Origin of the sequence: Hydrogenophaga sp. PML113, assembly GCF_001777155.1 — a bacterium.
In the GTDB taxonomy this organism is placed as follows: domain Bacteria; phylum Pseudomonadota; class Gammaproteobacteria; order Burkholderiales; family Burkholderiaceae_C; genus Hydrogenophaga; species Hydrogenophaga borbori.
Genome location: NZ_MIYM01000013.1, coordinates 1 through 16,528, shown reverse-complemented (window position 1 = coordinate 16,528; position 16,528 = coordinate 1). Strand labels below are relative to the sequence as shown.

Below are 16,528 nucleotides of genomic sequence, written 5' to 3'. Positions count from 1 at the left end.
TGGTGTGGGGAGGGGTGGAATGCGGCGCCATCGTATGTGTCACCAATGTTAACTGTCAACTGTTGCATGTTAACTGTCGACAAGAGGTCGTTCCCTTGGGCATAATCCGCCCGCGCGGTGGCCATGAAAAGGCCGCGCCAAAGGAGAAACCGTGAGCTTTGAAATGGACGCAAGCCCCCTGTCCGACCTGGCCCCCGTGAGCCGCGACAGCCTGCAGCATCAAGCGAAGCAGGCCATCGTGCGGTCCATCCTCAACGGCCTGTTCATGCCGGGGGAGCGTGTGGTGGAGACCAAGGTGGCTGAGGGACTGAACCTGAGCCGCAGCACGGTGCGCGCGGCCCTGCAGACCTTGATCCAGGAAGGACTCCTGGAACAGGAGAGCTTTCGCGGCACCATCGTGATGCCGGTGACGGTGCGCGGGGCCGAGGAACTGGAAACCATCCGTGAGTCACTCGAGCAGCTCGCCGTGCGGCAGGCGATCGTGCACGCCTCCGATGCCGAAGTCGCCGAGTTGCGAGCGCGGTACGAGCGCGCCCTGGCCGCCGCCGCCAACCAGGACGTCGGCCTGGCGTACCACCTGGACCTCGCCATGCACCAGCAGATCGTGGCCATGGCGCACCACAGCCTGCTGTCGCGGCACTTCGCGCTGATCGAACACAAGATGCTGCTGTACATGGCGCACGCCGGCGGGCCGCATCTGTCGGCCGAGGGCTTTCGCCGCCAGCACGAGGACGTGATGGAGGGCATCGCCAGCCGCGATGAGGCCCGTGCGCTCAGGGGGCTGGACCGGCATTTCGTCGAGGCCACCAGCTTCCTGGTGGGCATGTTCACCAACAAGGAGACGACACATGGTTGAGGCCTCGACGGTGCCCGATCTGGTGATTCGCCAGGCGACGGTGATCGATGGCACCGGCGCCCCCGCACGCGTCGCCGACGTCGCCGTGTGCGGCGACCGCATCGTGCAGGTGGCGGACTGCATCGAGGCACGCGCAGCGGTGGAGATCGACGCCAAGGGCCAGGTGCTCGCCCCGGGTTTCATCGACGTGCACACGCACGACGATCGCGTGGTGATCGACGACCCGATCCACCTGTGCAAGATCAGCCAAGGCGTGACCACGGTGGTCACCGGCAATTGCGGGGTGAGCCTGGCCCCCTTGTCGCTGGAGCAGCGGCCGCCGCCGCCGCTGGACCTGCTCAGCGGCGATCCGCGCGCCTTCTTCGCGCGTTTTGCCGACTACCTGGCCTACCTGTCGGCCGAACCCGCGGCGGTGAACGTCGCGGCCCAGGTGGGGCACTCGACCTTGCGTGTGGCCACCATGAGCGATCTGCGCCGCCCGGCCACGCCGGACGAAATCTCCGCCATGCGCCGCCTGCTCGACGCCAGCCTGGATGCGGGCGCGATCGGCCTGTCGACCGGCCTGTTCTACCGGACGGCCGATGCATCCAGCACGGAAGAGGTGATCGCGATCACCGAAGCCATGCGGGGTCGGCCGCGCGCGCTCTACACCACCCACATGCGCAACGAAGCGGACCACATCGACGAGTCGCTGCGAGAGACCTTCCGCATCGGCCGCGAGACGGGCGTTCCGGTGGTCGTGTCGCACCACAAATGCTGCGGCACGCGCAACTTTGGCCGCGCGCCAGAAACGCTGGCGCTCATCGACGAGGCGAACGCCCGGCACCCCACGGGGCTGGACGTGTACCCCTACGACGCCGCGTCGAGCGTGCTCGACGTCGAGAAATTTTCCGACGCGAGCCGCATCCGTATCAGCTGGTCACAGGCCGAGCCCACGGCGGCGGGACGTGACCTCGCCGAACTCGCGGCGGAGCGCGGCCTGAGCATGAAGGCCATGGCCGACCGGCTTCAACCCGCGGGGGGCATCTACTTCATGATGGACGAGGCCGACGTGCAGACCATCCTCAAGCACCCGCGCAGCATGATCGGCTCGGATGGCTTGCCGAGCGACACCCACCCGCATCCGCGCCTGTGGGGGACCTTCCCCCGCGTGCTGGGGCACTACTCGCGCGACCTGAAACTGTTCCCGCTGGAGACCGCCGTGCACAAGATGACGGGCATGTCCGCCCGGCATTTCGGGCTGGTGGACCGTGGCGAGATCCGCGAAGGAGCGTTTGCCGACATGGTTCTGTTCAGCGCCGACGACATCATCGACACCGCCAGCTTCGATGCGCCGGCGACCCCGGCGCGTGGCATCCGGTCGGTGTTCGTCAACGGGCGCAAGGTGTACGCGGACGGTCAGGCCACCGGGGCGCGCCCAGGCCAGGTGCTGCGAAGACCCGACTGAGGCCGCGCCACCCACCGCGTTCCGGCCGCGGGCCGGACGCTTACAGCTTCTCCGTTTCCCCGGCCTTGGGCTGCCACTTCATCAACCGCTTCTCGATGCGCCCCACCATCGCGTCCAGCACCAGCGCGAAGGCGGTGAGCACCAGGATGCCCGCCATCACCGTGTTGATGTCGAACTGGCCCTCGGCCTGCAGGATGAGGTAGCCCACGCCCTGCGAGGAGCCCAGGTACTCGCCCACCACCGCGCCCACGAAGGCCAGGCCCACGCTGGTGTGCAGGGAACTGAACACCCAGCTCGTGGCACTGGGCAGGTAGACGTGGCGCAGCAGCTGCTTCTGGCTGGCGCCCAGCATGCGCGCGTTGGCCAGCACCACCGGGCTCACCTCCTTCACGCCCTGGTAAACGTTGAAGAAGACGATGAAGAACACCAGCGTGACGCCCAGCGCCACCTTGGAGCCCATGCCCAGGCCGAACCAGACCGCGAAGATGGGCGCCAGGATGATGCGCGGCATGGAATTGAGCGCCTTGATGTAGGGCTCCAGGATGGCCGAGGCCATGGGCGACAGCGCCAGCCACAGCCCGCCCGCCAGCCCCGTGACGGCGCCGATGCCGAAGGCCATCAGCGTCTCGGCCAGCGTGATCCACAGGTGCACGTAGATGTCGGCGTCGCCGACGAACCAGGCCCAGATGCGGGCGAATATCTTCAGCGGCTCGCCGAAGAAGAACGCGGCCTGGCGGTCGTTGTCGAACATGAAGGTCGGCACCAGGCCGGGCGTGGTCATCACGTGCCAGAACACGAAGATGAGCACCAGCAGCGCCAGCTGCCACAGGGTGAGGTTGCCCGGACGGGGCTTGATGAACTTCCACATGCGATGACGGGGCGGTGAAGGGCCGCGCTCAGGCGGCCTTGCGCAGTTGTTGCTGGTAGCCTTTGAGCACCTCGTCGCGCAGCACGGCCCAGATGGCGGCGTGCAGTTCGAGGAAGCGCGGCGTGGTCTTGACCTCGGCCACGTCGCGCGGGCGCGGCATGTCGATGGTGAAGTCGCCGATGGGGCGGCTGGCGGGGCCGGCCGACATCACCACCACGCGGTCGCTCATGGCGATGGCTTCGTCCAGGTCGTGCGTGATGAAAAGCACCGCCTTGCGGGCATGGCCCCCTGGCGCTTCGCGCTGCTCCTCCGAGGGGGCGCGCGCCGAGCTGGGTGCGGCCCGGCGCTCGTCGCCCGACCACAGCTGCAGGACCTCGTTCTCCATCAGCTGGCGCGTCTGGATGTCCAGGGCCGAGAAGGGCTCGTCCATGAGGATGATGTCGGGGTCGAGCACCAGGGTCTGCGCCAGGCTGGCGCGCTTGCGCATGCCGCCGCTCATCTGGTGCGGGTAGCGGTCGCCGAAGCCGCCCAGGCCGACGCGGCGCAGCCAGCCGTCGGCCTGTTCGCGCGCCTGGGCGGCGCCCACGCCGCGGAACTGCAGGCCGGCCATCACGTTCTCGAGCGCGGTGCGCCAGGGCATCAGGCTTTCGGCCTGGAACATGTAGCCCGCGCGCGAATTGATGCCCTTGAGCGGCTCGCCGAAGATGCGCGCGCTGCCCTTGCTCGGCTCCAGCAGGCCGGCCGCGACGTTGAGCAGCGTGCTCTTGCCGCAGCCGGTGGGGCCCACCACGCTCACGAACTCGCCCGCACCGACCCGCAGGTCCACCTGGTCGACAGCGGTGTAGCGCTGGCCCGGGGCGTCCTTGCTGATGAAGGTGCAGGCGACGCCCTGCAGTTCGATCGCTGGTGCCGACATCTCAGCCTTTCGGGTAGTTGGCGTTGGCCTTCTGCGCGAAGCTGTTGGTGTAGACCGCGCTCAGGTCGAGCTTGGCCTTGGCGATGGCGGCGTCCACGCTGCCCAGGGCCCGGAAGGCGGTCTCGGGGCCCTTGGTGGGGAACAGGCCGTCGGGCGACAGCGCCTTCTGCGCGGCCAGGAAGCCGTCGATGTAGACCGCGCGGTCGCCGAGCAGGTAGCTCTCGGGCACCACCTTGATGATGTCGCCCGCGCCGGCCTTCTGGATCCACTTGTTGGCGCGCACGATGGCGTTGGCCATGGCCTGCACGGTGTTCGGGTTCTTGTCGATGAAGGGCTGCGGGCAGTACAGGCAGGCCGCGGGCATGGGGCCGCCGAACACCTTCTCGGCCTCGCTCACGATGCGCGTGTCCGAGACGATCTTCAGGTCGCCCGAGCGCTGCAGCAGGGTGATGACCGGGTCGAGGTTGCTGATGGCGTCGATCTGGCCCGCGCGCATGGCGGCCACGGCGCCGTTGCTCGCCCCCACGCCGACGATGCTGACGTCGCTGGGCTTGAGGCCGGCCTTGGCCAGTACGAAGTTCACCAGTACGTTGGTGGAGCTGCCCGGCGCGGTCACGCCGATCTTCTTGCCCTTGAGGTCGGCCACGGTCTTGAAGTTGGCCATGGTCTTGGGGTTCACGCCCAGCACGATCTGCGGCGCCAGGCCCTGCAGCACGAAGGCGCGCATGGGCTGGCCCTTGAACTGCATGTTCACCGTGTGCTCGAAGGCGCCCGACACCACGTCGGCGCTGCCGCCGACCACGGCCTGCAGCGCGCGCGAGCCGCCGGCGAAGTCGACGATGGTCAGGTCCAGGCCCTCGTCCTTGAAGTAGCCCAGCTGCTCGGCGATGGTCAGCGGCAGGTAGTAGAAGAGGTTCTTGCCGCCCACGGCGATGGTGCACTTGGGCTTTTCCAGGCCCTGCGCGGCGGCGAAACGGGGCAGGGCGGCGGCGGCGAGGCCGCCGGCGACGAAGTGGCGTCGTTGCATGTCGGGTCTCCTGAGGGGCGGAGCGGGTGGCCCCGCTGGGGTGGTGGCCCGGCGATGATAGTCCGGGGGGTTTCCCAGTCGCGTGGCGCGGGACTGGGGATTGCCCTTAGCCCCGCCTCAGGCCGCCTTCAGGCCACCGGCAGCCCGTCCACGAAGACCTTGAGCTCCTCGGGCGCGAAGGGGGTCCACACCTCGTTGCGGGTGAGCGGCGTGGTCACGATCACCGCCGCGCGGTCGCCGGGGTGGTTGAGCTCGGCGAAGTTCACCGTCCAGTCGCGGTCTTTCAGCGTGGCCAGCGAGAACGGGTGCTGGCGCACCAGCCAATGCAGGTGGGTGCTGCAGTGCGCCCACAGGGCTTCGCCGTTGGAGAGCAGGAAGTTGAAGCTGCCGAAGCGGCGCACCTGCGGCACCAGTTCGCGCAGGGTACGGGTGAGCTCGTCCACGCTGGGCAGGGACGCGTGCGACTTGGCCATTTCCTGCATCAGCCAGCAGAAGGCGCGTTCGCTGTCGGTGCTGCCCACGGGGCGGAAGTGGCTGTGCAGGTTCGGCTCGTAGTCTTTCAGGTCGCCGTTGTGCGCGAACACCCACTGGCGACCCCAGAGCTGGCGCACGAAGGGGTGGGCATTTTCCAGCGCCACCTCGCCGATGGTGGCCTTGCGAACGTGGGCGATGATGTTGCGGCTCTTGAGCGGGTAGCCCTGCAGGAAGGCCGCCATGGGCGAGTCGTGTGCGCTGCGGTGGTCGATGAAGAGGCGCAGGCCCTTGCCCTCGAAGAAGGCGATGCCCCAGCCGTCGGCGTGGTGGTCGGTCTTGCCGCCGCGGTCGCAGAAGCCCGTGAAGCTGAACGACGCGTCGGTGGGCGTGGCGCAGTTGAGTCCCAGCAGTTGGCACATGGCGCGGATTCTGCCCTTTCGCTGGCGGCCTATCCCCGGGCAGTATGCCGTTCGGGCGGCGATGGTGGTTCGGCGGGGCCCGGGGGCTTCAGCCGGGCGGCGGCCAGCAGGGCCAGCGCGCAGATGGCCGCGAGCATGAGGAAGGTTTCGTCGAAGGCCGCGAGGCGCGCCGGCGTGGTGGGTGAGGCGTCGAGCGGCGCGCCGTGCGCGGCCAGCCGCCACTCCAGGAAGATGCCGCACAGGCTCACGCCCGCCGCGCCCCCCAGCATGCGCAGGAAGTTGATGACGCTGGCGCCCTGCGGGATGTGGGCGTGGCCCAGCCCGCGCATGGCGCCGATGTTGAGCGAGGGCAGGATGAAGCCCAGCCCGATGCGCCCGACGATGGCCCAGAGCACCAGCAGCGGGATGATGCGCGCCGCGTGCTCCAGCCGGATCGTGACCATCAGCGCGAACGAGGCCGCCAGCAGCACCAGGCCGATGCACACCAGGCGGTGCGTGGGCTGGCGGTCGGCCAGGCGGCCGACGCTGGCGATCGTCACCGCCAGCACCAGGCCCGAAGGCAGCAGCACCGTGCCCACCACGGAAGGCGAGAGCTGCAGGCCCATCAGCATGTACACCGGCAGCAGGTAGGTGGAGCCGAACAGCGCCACGCCGTAGATGAAGGCCACCAGGCTGCCCATGGCGAAGCGGCGGTCGGCGAACAGGCTCAGGTTCATCAGCGGCTCGGGCCCGTGCGCGTGGCGGTGCGCCTGCAGCATGCGCCGCGCCAGCCAGACGAAGACCAGCAGCAAGGCGCCGGCCGCCAGCAGCAGCGTGGCCGCGGTGAGCGGCGTGCCGCCCTGCAGTTCCACCAGGCCATTGAGCAGGCACAAGGTGCCCGCGGCGGCCAGCAGCAGGCCGCGCCAGTCGAGCGCGGCGCCCGCGCGGTTGGCGGCCTGGCCGCCAGGCGCGGAGGTGGGGATGAGCTTGCGCGCCATCCACAGCGAGGCGATGCAGAACGGCACCACCATGAAGAAGATGGAGCGCCAGCCGAACCAGTCCACCAGGACGCCGCCGATGCTGGGCCCCAGCGCCGGCGCCAGCACCACGCCCATGCCGAAGACGCCGCTGGCGCGGCCCTGCTCGGTCGAGTCGAAGGCGCGCAGGATGATGATGGCCGGGATGGGCTGCACCACGCCCGCCGCCAGGCCCTCGGCCACGCGCGCGGCCAGCACCAGCGGGTAGTGGTTGGCCAGGCCGCCGGCCATGCCGCCCACCAGCAGCAGCCACATGCAGCCCGAATAGGTGGCGCGGTAGCCATAACGCGCCAGCAGCCAGGGCGTGGTGAGCATGGACACGGTCATCGCCGCCATGAAGCCCGAGCTGACCCATTGCGCGCGCTCCTGGCCCAGCGTGAAGTGCTGGCTCATGTCGGGGATGGCCACGTTGACCACGGTGGACGACATGATGGACGCCATGGTGCCCACCATGACGGCGAGCAGCAGCAGCCAGCGGTAGCGCGGTCCGTAGCGTTCGCGCAGCGCGGGCAGCCCGTGGGGCGAGGGCGGTGGTGCGGGCGGTTCGCTCATGGGCGGGGTGCCAGCGCCTGGCGCACGCAGGCCTGACAGACGCAGGCCTGGCGGCGCGCCGCCTCGGGGATGCGGGCGAGCAGCTCGGGGCTGAAGGTTTCGCTCACGCACCAGCACGGTGGCTGCGGCTCGCCGGTGGCCTTCTCGATCTCCACCGCGCAGCGGTTGTCGCCGCCGCACAAGGGGCAGCGCGTCGCGTCGATGGGGGTGGGCGGGTGGGCGGGCATGGGAGGGAGTATCCGCCGCGCCATTGTCGCCGCTGCGCGGGACGGGGGCGATCAGGGGTGCTCGGGGTCCTGGAAGAGCTCGATCACCAGTTCGCGGAACCAGCGTTGCAGGGGGTTGTTGTGTGTGCGGTCGTGCCACAGCAGCACGACCCCGAACGGCTCCAGGTCCAGCGGCGGCTCGAAGATCTCGATGTCGGTGAACTGGGTGAACCCCTTGGCGACCTTCTCGGGCACGGTGGCGATCAGGTCGGTCTGCTCGATGATGAAGGGAATGCCCAGGAAGGTGGGCTTTGACATCACCGTGCGCCGGGGGTGGCCCGCGCGCTCGAGCGCCTGCTCGATCTGCGCGTTGTACATGGTGGCCTGGCCGGGCTCGACGATCACGTGGCCCTGGTCGCAGAAGCGTCGCAGGTCCATGGCGCCGGACAGCAGCGGATGGCCGCGCCGGGCCACGCCCACGAGGCGGTCGCGGAACAGCGGGCGCACGCGAAGGCTGGCGGGGGGATTGGGGAAGTAGGTGATGGACACGTCCACTTCGCCGCTGCTGAAGATCTCGCCGAAGCGCGTGGGGTTGGGGCCGACGATGCGCAGGATCACGTGGGGCGCGCGCCGCGCGAGTTCCTTCACCAGCGACGGCACCACCACGAAGTCGATGTACACCGTGCTGGTGGAGGGCGACGACATGACCGAACCAGTGGCCGACGAGACCCGGTCCATTCTCGATGGGCACATCGTGCTGTCGCGCAAACTGGCGGCGGCCAACCACTACCCAGCCATCGACGTCCTGGCCTCGGCTTCGCGCGTGATGGGCGCCCTGGTGTCCCCGCAGCACAAGGCCGCGGCCGGCCGGGTGCGCGAGCTGCTGGCGAAGTACGACGAGATCGAGCTGTTGCTGAAGGTCGGCGAGTACAAGAAGGGCGCCGATCGGGTGGCCGATGTGGCGATCGAACGCCGCGAGGCCATCAACGCCTTTTTGCGGCAGCCCACACACGAGTTGTCGGGCTTCGACGCCGCGATCAAGCAACTGCGGACCCTGGCGGCCTGAGCCGCCCAGCGGGCCCTTGCATTTCCCTTCTTGCCCGCGGCCGTCGGCCGCTGCATCGGTGGTACCGTTGTACCGGCGTGCGACCGACCGGTCGGATCATGTCTCCGTTGCATGGACTGTCAAATTTGACAGGGGTGAAGTTGGAGATTCAAAGATTCTGAAGTAAAATTGAGGCGGGTGCCGAGAGGTGCCTCCCGCTTTTCCTCCCTGAGCGGGTGCCTTAGTGTGTGACAGCAAAAAGGCTTCCCAACCCGGCCCCTGGCCGGGTTTTTTTTGTCCATTCGCCTGCTGAGAGGGTGTTGGATCGCGCGAACTACACTGCCCGGATGCTCTGGGTCAAAGCCTTTCACATCGTGTTCGTGGCCAGCTGGTTTGCTGGCCTGTTCTACCTCCCGCGCGTCTTTGTGAACCTGGCCATGGTGCCGCCCGAAAGCGTGGCCGAGCGGGCGCGCCTGCTGCTCATGGCTCGCAAGCTGCTGCGGTTCACCACCCTGCTGGCGGTGCCGGCGCTGGCGCTGGGGCTGTGGTTGTGGCTGGGGTATGGCATCGGGCGGGGGCCGGGCAATGGCTGGATGCATGCCAAGCTGTTCGTGGTGGTGCTGGTGCTGGGCTACCACCACGCCTGCGGCGTCTTGTTGCGGCGCTTTGAGCGCGGGGCGTCGCGGCACGGCCATGTCTGGTTCCGCTGGTTCAACGAGGCGCCGGTGCTGCTGCTGGTGGCAGCGGTGGTGCTGGTGGTGGTCAAGCCCTTTTGAGCGCCGGCGCCATGGTCACGGGCTCTCGGACGTCGGCCTGGCCTTTGGCCGTGCTGTACGCGGGCCTGATCGCTTATGCCAGTCTTTACCCCTTCACGGGCTGGCGCGTCCAGGGCGTGGAGCCGTGGTCCTGGTTGTGGGCGCCGTGGCCGCAGTACTGGACGGGTTTCGACCTCTGGACCAACTTCGTGGGCTACGTGCCGCTGGGCGCCTTGATGGTGGGGGCCGCCCTTCGGCTGGGCTGGCGCCGCGGGGCATTCTGGTGGGGGGCCGGCGGTGCCGTGGTTCTGTCGGGCCTCGTCGAGAGCCTGCAGACCTTCTTGCCGGGGCGCGTTCCCTCCAACGTGGACTTCGGCCTGAATTCGACCGGGGGCGCGCTGGGCGCCGGTCTCATGGTCCTGCTGGACCGCTGGGGCGTGCTGGCGCGCTGGGGCCGCTTTCGCGACGGTTGGTTCGCGCCCGGAGCGCACGGCGGGCTCGTGCTGCTGGCGCTGTGGCCGCTGGCCCTGCTGTACCCGGCTGCGGTGCCCTTTGGGTTGGGGCAGGTGGCCGATCGCCTGATGCTGGCGCTGGCCGACTGGCTCGGCGACACCCCGTTCCTTGCGTGGTTGCCGACGCGTGCGGAGCCGGTGGTGCCGTTGAGTCTGCTGACGCAGGCATTCTGTGTGGCGCTGAGCCTGCTGGCGCCGCTGCTTATGGCCTTCGGCGACATGAAGGGCGGGTGGCGGCGGGTGCTGTTCCTGCCGCTGTTCTTTGGCGGCGCCACGCTGGTCGCGGGGCTGTCGTCGGCGCTGACGCACGGGCCGGACCATGCCTGGGCCTGGCTCAGTCCTGTGGCGGTGGTCGGCATGCTCGCGGCCTTGGTGGTGGGGTTGGCCTGCCTGCCCCTTCCCCGGCGGATGTGCCACGCCCTGATGCTGCTGTGCCTGGCCGTGGCGCTCTCGCTGCTCAATCGCGCACCCGAGGTGCCCTACATGGTGCAGTCGCTCGAGGTCTGGGAGCAAGGGCGTTTCATCCGCTTTCACGGCCTGTCGCAGTGGTTGGGGTGGCTGTGGCCTTTCGCTGCCATTCTGTTCGGGTTGCGCGCCGTGGCGCGTCCGCCAGGACACCAGGAGGCAGCGGCCTAGAATCGCGTCATGGCCGATGGCACCGCTACCCCTCCCGCTTCCTACTATCAGCGGCACATTTTTTTCTGCCTCAATCAGCGCGAAGGTGGCGAAGCCTGCTGCGCCGACCACAAGGCCGAAGACGCTTTTGCCCGTTGCAAGTCGCGCGCCAAGGCCCTCGGCCTGCTCGGGCCGGGCGGCGTGCGCGTCAACCGCGCGGGCTGTCTTGACCGTTGCGCGGGTGGCCCGATCGCAGTGGTGTACCCGGAGGCCGTCTGGTACAGCTATGTCGATCAAGCGGACATCGATGAAATCGTCGAGTCGCATCTGCGCGATGGCGTCGTGGTCGAGCGGCTGCTGACGCCTCCCGACGTGGGCCGCTGAGGTGAACGCGCAAACCGAATCGCGTCTGATCGACGGTCCGGCCGGCGCCATCGAGCTCGCCATTGACCGGCCCGAGGGCGTGGCCCGCGCCACGGCCGTCATTGCCCATCCGCATCCCTTGCACGGTGGCACGCTCACCAACAAGGTGGTGCAAACCCTGGCGCGCGCGGCCGTGCTGGCGGGCATGGTGGCGGTGCGTTTCAACTTCCGCGGCGTGGGGCGCTCCGGCGGACAGTACGACGAGGGGCGCGGCGAGACCGACGACCTGATGGCCGTGGTGCAGTCGGAGGCGCCCTCCGGGCCCCTGGCCCTGGCCGGCTTCTCCTTCGGCTCCTACGTCACCAGCCAGGCCCTGCAGCGCCTGCATCCCGTGCGCGACGTCCGCGAGTTGGTCCTGGTCGGTACCGCCGCCAGCCGATTTCAAGTGGCGCCGGTTCCGCAGGAACTTCAGGCCCGAACGCTGGTCGTTCACGGCGAGCTTGACGACACGGTGCCGCTGAGCGCGGTCATGGACTGGGCTCGTCCGCAGTCCCTGCCCGTGGTGGTGGTGCCGGGCGGCGGCCACTTCTTCCATGGCCAGCTGCCCCTGCTGCGCGAGCTGGTGTGGCGCCATTGGCGGCCTTGAGCCGCAGTGGCGCCGATTTTTTTGAGGACTTTGCGTTGATGACCCGTTTCCGTTCCCTGATCGCCGGCCTGGCGCTGTCGCTGGCCGCGCTGGCGCCTGCCTGGGCGCAGATGCCGCAACCCCCCGAGATCGCGGCGCGTTCCTATTTGCTGCTGGACGTGACCACCGGCCAGGTGTTGGCCAGCAAGGAGCCCGACGCGCCGGTGGAGCCGGCCTCGCTCACCAAGCTCATGTCGGCCTACCTGGTGTTCGACGCGCTGCGCGCCGGCAAGATCACGCTCACGCAGACCTTCGGCGTGAGCGAGCGCGCCTGGAAGATGCCGGGCTCGCGCATGTTCATCGAGCCGCGCATGCAGGTGCCGGTCGAAGACCTGATCAAGGGCATGATCGTGCAGTCGGGCAACGACGCCACCGTGGCGCTGGCCGAGGGCGTGGCGGGCTCCGTCGAGCGCTTCGTGGAACTCATGAACCAGCAGGCCAAGGCGCTGGGCATGACGGCCACCAGCTACCGCAACGTCGAGGGCCTGACGGCCCCGGGCCACACCACCACGGCGCGCGACCTGGCCACGCTGGCCACGCGGCTGATGAACGACTTCCCCCAATACGTCGGCTACTACTCCATCCAGCGCTATCGCTACCCGGGCACGCCCGCCACCAACGACACGAACCGCAACCTGCTGCTGTTCCGGGATCCGACCGTCGACGGGCTGAAAACCGGTCACACCGACGCGGCGGGCTACTGTCTGGTGGCCACCGCGCGCCGGCCGGTGCCTGGCCTGGGCGATGGGCCGGCTGGCCAGCGCCGCCTGGTGTCGGTGATGCTGGGCGCGTCGAGCGAGAACGCGCGGGCCGCCGAGTCGCAGAAGCTGCTCAACTGGGGGTACACCGCGTTCGATACCGTGCGCCTGCTGGCGGCCAACCAGCCGGCGGCCGAGCCGCGCATCTGGAAGGGCAAGGCCGACACCGCCAAACTCGGCCGCGCCGAAGGCGTGGTGGTGTCGGTGCCGGCCGGCCAGGGCGCTGGCCTGAAATCGACGGTGGTTCGCCCGGATCCCCTCGTCGCGCCCCTGCAGAAAGGGCAGCCGCTCGGCACGCTGCGCGTGACCACCGCCGCGGGTCAGCCCGTCGTGGAGGTGCCACTGACGGTGCTGGAGACCGTGGAGGAGGCGGGCATTTTCGGCCGCGCCTGGGACGCGATCCGCCTCTGGATCCAGTGACCCGTTCCCCGGGGGCGGGGGGGCGGCTTGGCGCGGCTGACGCGCCAGTGCTACACTAGTAGGCTTTTCGGAATTTTCCGAAAGGCTTTGTCGTTTTCAAACGTTTAGGGACGTTTTCAATGCCAACCATCAACCAACTCGTGCGCCACGGCCGGGAGGTCGAAAAGACCAAATCCAAGAGCCCGGCCATGGAAAACTCGCCGCAACGCCGCGGCGTGTGCACCCGTGTGTACACCACGACCCCGAAGAAGCCGAACTCGGCGCTTCGCAAAGTTGCCAAGGTCCGCCTGACCAACGGCTTCGAGGTCATCTCCTACATCGGCGGTGAAGGCCACAACCTCCAGGAACACAGCGTGGTGCTGGTTCGCGGCGGCCGTGTGAAAGACCTTCCCGGTGTGCGCTACCACATCGTGCGTGGCTCGCTGGACCTGCAGGGCGTGAAAGACCGCAAGCAGGCCCGCTCCAAGTACGGCGCCAAGCGCCCCAAGAAGGCCTGATCGGTCTCATTCGGTGCCGCCCGGTTTTGACGAGCCGGAACGGCGTAGTGGCCTTGAACAAAGGCCGAGTAAGTGCAGGCTCCTGATGGGTCTGCGGGGTGTCTGGATCAAGAAGGACGTCCGGACATCAACTGAAGCAAGAGGTGAAACATGCCACGTCGTCGCGAAGTCCCTAAACGTGAAATCCTGCCGGACCCGAAGTTCGGCAACGTCGAAGTCGCCAAGTTCATGAACGTGATCATGCAAGGCGGCAAGAAGGCCGTGGCCGAGCGCATCATCTACGGTGCGTTTGAGCAGATCGAGAAGAAGTCGGGCAAGGACCCGCTCGAAATCTTCTCGACGGCCATCAACAACGTCAAGCCCATGGTGGAGGTGAAGAGCCGCCGTGTGGGTGGCGCCAACTACCAGGTGCCCGTTGAAGTGCGCCCGGTGCGCCGTCTGGCGCTGTCGATGCGCTGGATCAAGGAGGCGGCCAAGAAGCGCAGCGAAAAATCCATGGCCCTGCGCCTGGCCAACGAGCTGATCGAGGCCACCGAAGGCCGTGGCGGCGCGATGAAGCGCCGCGACGAAGTGCACCGCATGGCCGAAGCCAACAAGGCCTTCAGCCATTTCCGCTTCTGATTCGGACCTTATCTTTCCGATCAACCTGACCCGAGAGCCCGCGGGCCCCTTACAGGGGTGGCGGGCTCGAACCATTCCGGAGTATTTCCATGGCCCGCACCACGCCCCTTGAGCGTTACCGCAACATCGGCATTTCCGCGCACATCGACGCAGGCAAGACCACGACGACCGAGCGCATCCTGTTCTATACCGGCGTGAACCACAAGATCGGTGAAGTGCACGACGGCGCCGCCACCATGGACTGGATGGAGCAGGAACAGGAGCGCGGCATCACGATCACGTCCGCTGCCACCACCTGCTTCTGGAAGGGCATGGACCTGTCCTACCCGGAGCACCGCTTCAACATCATCGACACCCCCGGCCACGTTGACTTCACCATCGAGGTGGAGCGTTCCATGCGCGTGCTCGACGGCGCGTGCATGGTGTACTGCGCGGTGGGTGGTGTGCAGCCCCAGTCGGAAACCGTCTGGCGCCAGGCCAACAAGTACAAGGTGCCGCGTCTGGCGTTCGTCAACAAGATGGACCGCACCGGCGCGAACTTCTTCAAGGTCTATGACCAGATGCGCCTGCGCCTGAAGGCCAACCCCGTGCCGGTCGTCATTCCGATCGGTGCCGAGGACAACTTCAAGGGCGTGGTCGACCTGCTCAAGATGAAAGCCATCATCTGGGACGAGGCTTCGCAGGGCATGAAGTTCGAATACCACGACATCCCGGCCGAGCTCGTCGAGACCGCCAAGGAGTGGCGCGAGAAGATGGTCGAGGCCGCGGCCGAAGCCAGCGAAGACCTCATGAACAAGTACCTCGAGGAGGGTGACCTCTCCGAGGAAGAGATCAAGCTGGGCCTGCGCACGCGCACCATCTCGACCGAGATCCAGCCCATGCTGTGCGGCACGGCCTTCAAGAACAAGGGCGTGCAGCGCATGCTCGACGCCGTGATCGACTTCCTGCCTTCGCCGGTGGACATCCCCCCGGTGGCAGGTACCGACGAGAAGGAAGAGCCCGCGACCCGCCAGGCCGACGACGGCGAGAAGCTGTCCGCGCTGGCGTTCAAGCTCATGACCGACCCCTACGTCGGCCAGCTCACCTTCGTGCGCGTCTATTCGGGCGTGCTGAAGAAAGGCGACACCGTCTTCAACCCGGTCAAGGGCAAGAAGGAGCGCATCGGCCGTATCGTGCAGATGCACGCCAACAACCGCCAGGAAGTGGAAGAAATCCGCGCCGGCGACATCGCCGCCTGTGTGGGCCTGAAGGAAGTGACCACGGGCGAGACGCTGTGCGACCCCGATGCCGTCATCACCCTGGAGCGCATGGTCTTCCCCGAGCCCGTGATTGCGCAGGCCGTGGAACCCAAGACCAAGGCCGACCAGGAAAAGATGGGCATCGCGCTGCAGCGCCTGGCCTCGGAAGACCCCTCGTTCCGCGTCAAGACCGACGAGGAATCGGGCCAGACCATCATCTCCGGCATGGGCGAGCTGCACCTGGAGATCATCGTCGACCGCATGAAGCGTGAATTCGGCGTGGAAGCCAACGTGGGCAAACCCCAGGTGGCCTACCGCGAGACCATCCGCAAGAGCGTGGACGAGGCCGAAGGCAAGTTCGTGCGCCAGTCCGGCGGCAAGGGCCAGTACGGTCACGTGGTGTTCAAGATCGAACCCAACGAGGCCGGCAAGGGCTTCGAGTTCGTGGACGCCATCAAGGGCGGCGTGGTGCCGCGCGAGTACATCCCGGCGGTGGAAAAGGGCGTGATCGAAGCCCTCAACACCGGCGTGCTGGCGGGCTTCCCGGTGGTGGACGTCAAGGTCACGCTGCATTTCGGTTCGTACCACGACGTGGACTCGTCCGAGCAGGCTTTCAAGATGGCCGCCATCTTCGGCTTCAAGGAAGGCTGCAAGAAGGCCAACCCGGTCATCCTCGAGCCGATGATGGCCGTGGAAGTCGAGACGCCCGAGGACTACGCCGGCAACGTGATGGGCGACCTGTCGTCGCGTCGCGGCATGGTGCAGGGCATGGAGGACATGGTCGGTGGCGGCAAGGCCATCAAGGCCGAGGTGCCGCTGTCCGAAATGTTCGGCTACTCCACCACGCTGCGCTCGATGTCGCAGGGTCGTGCCACGTACACGATGGAGTTCAAGCACTACTCGGAAGCGCCGCGCAACGTGTCCGAGGCCATCGTGGCCGCGCGCGCGAAGTAAAGGTAAGTCGGTTCGACGGGGTGGGTGCTTCGCGCGCCCTCCCGCCGATCCAGTCGGTCTGCGACGCCACGCCGTCCTGTGCCCGTGCGGGACGATCCAGCAGTGGCGTGCAGACCTTAAACCCTCACACGGGCTTTGTTCTTTTTAAGGAATCGACATGGCTAAGGAAAAATTCGAGCGGACCAAGCCGCACGTGAACGTTGGCACGATCGGGCACGTGGACCACGGCAAGACGACGCTGACGGCGGCGATCACGACGGTGCTGGCGAGCAAGTTCGGCGGCG

18 protein-coding genes and 1 pseudogene are annotated in these 16,528 nt (G+C 67.8%); 12 read left to right on the top strand and 7 right to left on the bottom strand.

The features are described 5' to 3' along the window. Nucleotides 1–163 precede the first annotated feature (163 nt). Nucleotides 164–856 (top strand): GntR family transcriptional regulator, encoded by a 693-nt coding sequence (locus BHU06_RS19310; RefSeq protein ID WP_070400853.1) that lies wholly within the window; start codon nt 164–166, stop codon nt 854–856. Then, nucleotides 849–2,303 carry an amidohydrolase family protein gene (locus tag BHU06_RS19305; RefSeq protein WP_070400852.1) on the top strand — a complete coding sequence of 485 codons (1,455 nt, stop codon included), beginning with the start codon at nt 849–851 and terminating at the stop codon, nt 2,301–2,303. Before BHU06_RS19310 ends, BHU06_RS19305 begins: the two co-directional genes overlap by 8 nt. Nucleotides 2,304–2,343: 40 nt before the next feature. Here the strand turns inward: BHU06_RS19305 and BHU06_RS19300 are convergent, their stop codons facing one another. From BHU06_RS19300 to BHU06_RS19270, 7 genes are all read right to left on the bottom strand, one after another. Next, a complete protein-coding gene (locus tag BHU06_RS19300) occupies nt 2,344–3,171 on the bottom strand; it encodes an ABC transporter permease (RefSeq protein ID WP_070400851.1) in 828 nt (275 codons plus the stop codon). A gap of 28 nt (nt 3,172–3,199) precedes the next feature. After that, the gene (locus BHU06_RS19295; protein WP_070400850.1) at nt 3,200–4,087 is read right to left on the bottom strand and encodes an ABC transporter ATP-binding protein; all 888 of its coding nucleotides are present in this window, start codon (nt 4,085–4,087) and stop codon (nt 3,200–3,202) included. A 1-nt stretch (nt 4,088) separates the two neighbouring features. After that, complete coding sequence (locus BHU06_RS19290; protein WP_070400849.1) at nt 4,089–5,114, bottom strand: ABC transporter substrate-binding protein; 1,026 nt, start codon at nt 5,112–5,114, stop codon at nt 4,089–4,091. Nucleotides 5,115–5,242: 128 nt separating this feature from the next. Continuing rightward, nucleotides 5,243–6,007, bottom strand: a complete 765-nt coding sequence (locus BHU06_RS19285; protein ID WP_070400848.1) for a class II glutamine amidotransferase — start codon at nt 6,005–6,007, stop codon at nt 5,243–5,245. A 29-nt stretch (nt 6,008–6,036) separates the two neighbouring features. Beyond that, nucleotides 6,037–7,575 carry an MFS transporter gene (locus BHU06_RS19280; RefSeq protein WP_070400847.1) on the bottom strand — a complete coding sequence of 513 codons (1,539 nt, stop codon included), beginning with the start codon at nt 7,573–7,575 and terminating at the stop codon, nt 6,037–6,039. Beyond that, nucleotides 7,572–7,802 (bottom strand): cysteine-rich CWC family protein, encoded by a 231-nt coding sequence (locus BHU06_RS19275; protein ID WP_070400846.1) that lies wholly within the window; start codon nt 7,800–7,802, stop codon nt 7,572–7,574. Before BHU06_RS19275 ends, BHU06_RS19280 begins: the two co-directional genes overlap by 4 nt. Nucleotides 7,803–7,853: 51 nt before the next feature. Next, nucleotides 7,854–8,486 (bottom strand): LysR substrate-binding domain-containing protein, encoded by a 633-nt coding sequence (locus tag BHU06_RS19270; RefSeq protein WP_070400845.1) that lies wholly within the window; start codon nt 8,484–8,486, stop codon nt 7,854–7,856. On the opposite strand from BHU06_RS19270, the pseudogene BHU06_RS19265 reads away from it, so the two are divergent. From BHU06_RS19265 to BHU06_RS19220, 10 genes and pseudogenes are all read left to right on the top strand, one after another. Then, nucleotides 8,437–8,847: pseudogene (locus tag BHU06_RS19265) on the top strand (EscN/YscN/HrcN family type III secretion system ATPase); the annotation flags it as partial. The gene BHU06_RS19270 and the pseudogene BHU06_RS19265 sit on opposite strands and share 50 nt — an antisense overlap. A 326-nt stretch (nt 8,848–9,173) precedes the next feature. Further along, the gene (locus tag BHU06_RS19260; protein ID WP_070400843.1) at nt 9,174–9,602 is read left to right on the top strand and encodes a CopD family protein; all 429 of its coding nucleotides are present in this window, start codon (nt 9,174–9,176) and stop codon (nt 9,600–9,602) included. 50 nt (nt 9,603–9,652) lie between these two features. Then, complete coding sequence (locus BHU06_RS19255; RefSeq protein WP_345774103.1) at nt 9,653–10,729, top strand: VanZ family protein; 1,077 nt, start codon at nt 9,653–9,655, stop codon at nt 10,727–10,729. A 9-nt stretch (nt 10,730–10,738) separates the two neighbouring features. Then, complete coding sequence (locus BHU06_RS19250) at nt 10,739–11,092, top strand: ferredoxin (protein ID WP_070400841.1); 354 nt, start codon at nt 10,739–10,741, stop codon at nt 11,090–11,092. 1 nt (nt 11,093) lies between these two features. Beyond that, nucleotides 11,094–11,717: an alpha/beta hydrolase gene (locus BHU06_RS19245; protein WP_070400840.1), complete on the top strand. Its 624-nt coding sequence runs from the start codon at nt 11,094–11,096 to the stop codon at nt 11,715–11,717. Nucleotides 11,718–11,755: 38 nt separating this feature from the next. Further along, the gene (locus BHU06_RS19240) at nt 11,756–12,934 is read left to right on the top strand and encodes a D-alanyl-D-alanine carboxypeptidase family protein (protein WP_070400839.1); all 1,179 of its coding nucleotides are present in this window, start codon (nt 11,756–11,758) and stop codon (nt 12,932–12,934) included. A gap of 119 nt (nt 12,935–13,053) precedes the next feature. Next, nucleotides 13,054–13,431 carry a 30S ribosomal protein S12 gene (gene rpsL, locus BHU06_RS19235; RefSeq protein WP_009516237.1) on the top strand — a complete coding sequence of 126 codons (378 nt, stop codon included), beginning with the start codon at nt 13,054–13,056 and terminating at the stop codon, nt 13,429–13,431. A gap of 150 nt (nt 13,432–13,581) precedes the next feature. Continuing rightward, nucleotides 13,582–14,052, top strand: a complete 471-nt coding sequence (gene rpsG / locus BHU06_RS19230; RefSeq protein WP_070400838.1) for a 30S ribosomal protein S7 — start codon at nt 13,582–13,584, stop codon at nt 14,050–14,052. 89 nt (nt 14,053–14,141) lie between these two features. Then, nucleotides 14,142–16,244, top strand: a complete 2,103-nt coding sequence (gene fusA, locus BHU06_RS19225; RefSeq protein ID WP_070400837.1) for an elongation factor G — start codon at nt 14,142–14,144, stop codon at nt 16,242–16,244. A 157-nt stretch (nt 16,245–16,401) separates the two neighbouring features. Continuing rightward, nucleotides 16,402–16,528, top strand: a 127-nt coding sequence (locus BHU06_RS19220; RefSeq protein WP_236640437.1) for a GTP-binding protein, incomplete at its 3' end; no start/stop codon positions are given.

Excerpts from the sequence above, each read along its gene's own strand:
- BHU06_RS19310 (WP_070400853.1), top strand. The coding sequence starts at position 164 with ATGGACGCAAGCCCCCTGTCCGACCTGGCCCCCGTGAGCCGCGACAGC.
- BHU06_RS19305 (WP_070400852.1), top strand. The coding sequence starts at position 849 with ATGGTTGAGGCCTCGACGGTGCCCGATCTGGTGATTCGCCAGGCGACG.
- BHU06_RS19300 (WP_070400851.1), bottom strand. The coding sequence starts at position 3,171 with ATGTGGAAGTTCATCAAGCCCCGTCCGGGCAACCTCACCCTGTGGCAG.
- BHU06_RS19295 (WP_070400850.1), bottom strand. The coding sequence starts at position 4,087 with ATGTCGGCACCAGCGATCGAACTGCAGGGCGTCGCCTGCACCTTCATC.
- BHU06_RS19290 (WP_070400849.1), bottom strand. The coding sequence starts at position 5,114 with ATGCAACGACGCCACTTCGTCGCCGGCGGCCTCGCCGCCGCCGCCCTG.
- BHU06_RS19285 (WP_070400848.1), bottom strand. The coding sequence starts at position 6,007 with ATGTGCCAACTGCTGGGACTCAACTGCGCCACGCCCACCGACGCGTCG.
- BHU06_RS19280 (WP_070400847.1), bottom strand. The coding sequence starts at position 7,575 with ATGAGCGAACCGCCCGCACCACCGCCCTCGCCCCACGGGCTGCCCGCG.
- BHU06_RS19275 (WP_070400846.1), bottom strand. The coding sequence starts at position 7,802 with ATGCCCGCCCACCCGCCCACCCCCATCGACGCGACGCGCTGCCCCTTG.
- BHU06_RS19270 (WP_070400845.1), bottom strand. The coding sequence starts at position 8,486 with ATGTCGTCGCCCTCCACCAGCACGGTGTACATCGACTTCGTGGTGGTG.
- BHU06_RS19260 (WP_070400843.1), top strand. The coding sequence starts at position 9,174 with ATGCTCTGGGTCAAAGCCTTTCACATCGTGTTCGTGGCCAGCTGGTTT.
- BHU06_RS19250 (WP_070400841.1), top strand. The coding sequence starts at position 10,739 with ATGGCCGATGGCACCGCTACCCCTCCCGCTTCCTACTATCAGCGGCAC.
- BHU06_RS19240 (WP_070400839.1), top strand. The coding sequence starts at position 11,756 with ATGACCCGTTTCCGTTCCCTGATCGCCGGCCTGGCGCTGTCGCTGGCC.
- rpsL (WP_009516237.1), top strand. The coding sequence starts at position 13,054 with ATGCCAACCATCAACCAACTCGTGCGCCACGGCCGGGAGGTCGAAAAG.
- rpsG (WP_070400838.1), top strand. The coding sequence starts at position 13,582 with ATGCCACGTCGTCGCGAAGTCCCTAAACGTGAAATCCTGCCGGACCCG.
- fusA (WP_070400837.1), top strand. The coding sequence starts at position 14,142 with ATGGCCCGCACCACGCCCCTTGAGCGTTACCGCAACATCGGCATTTCC.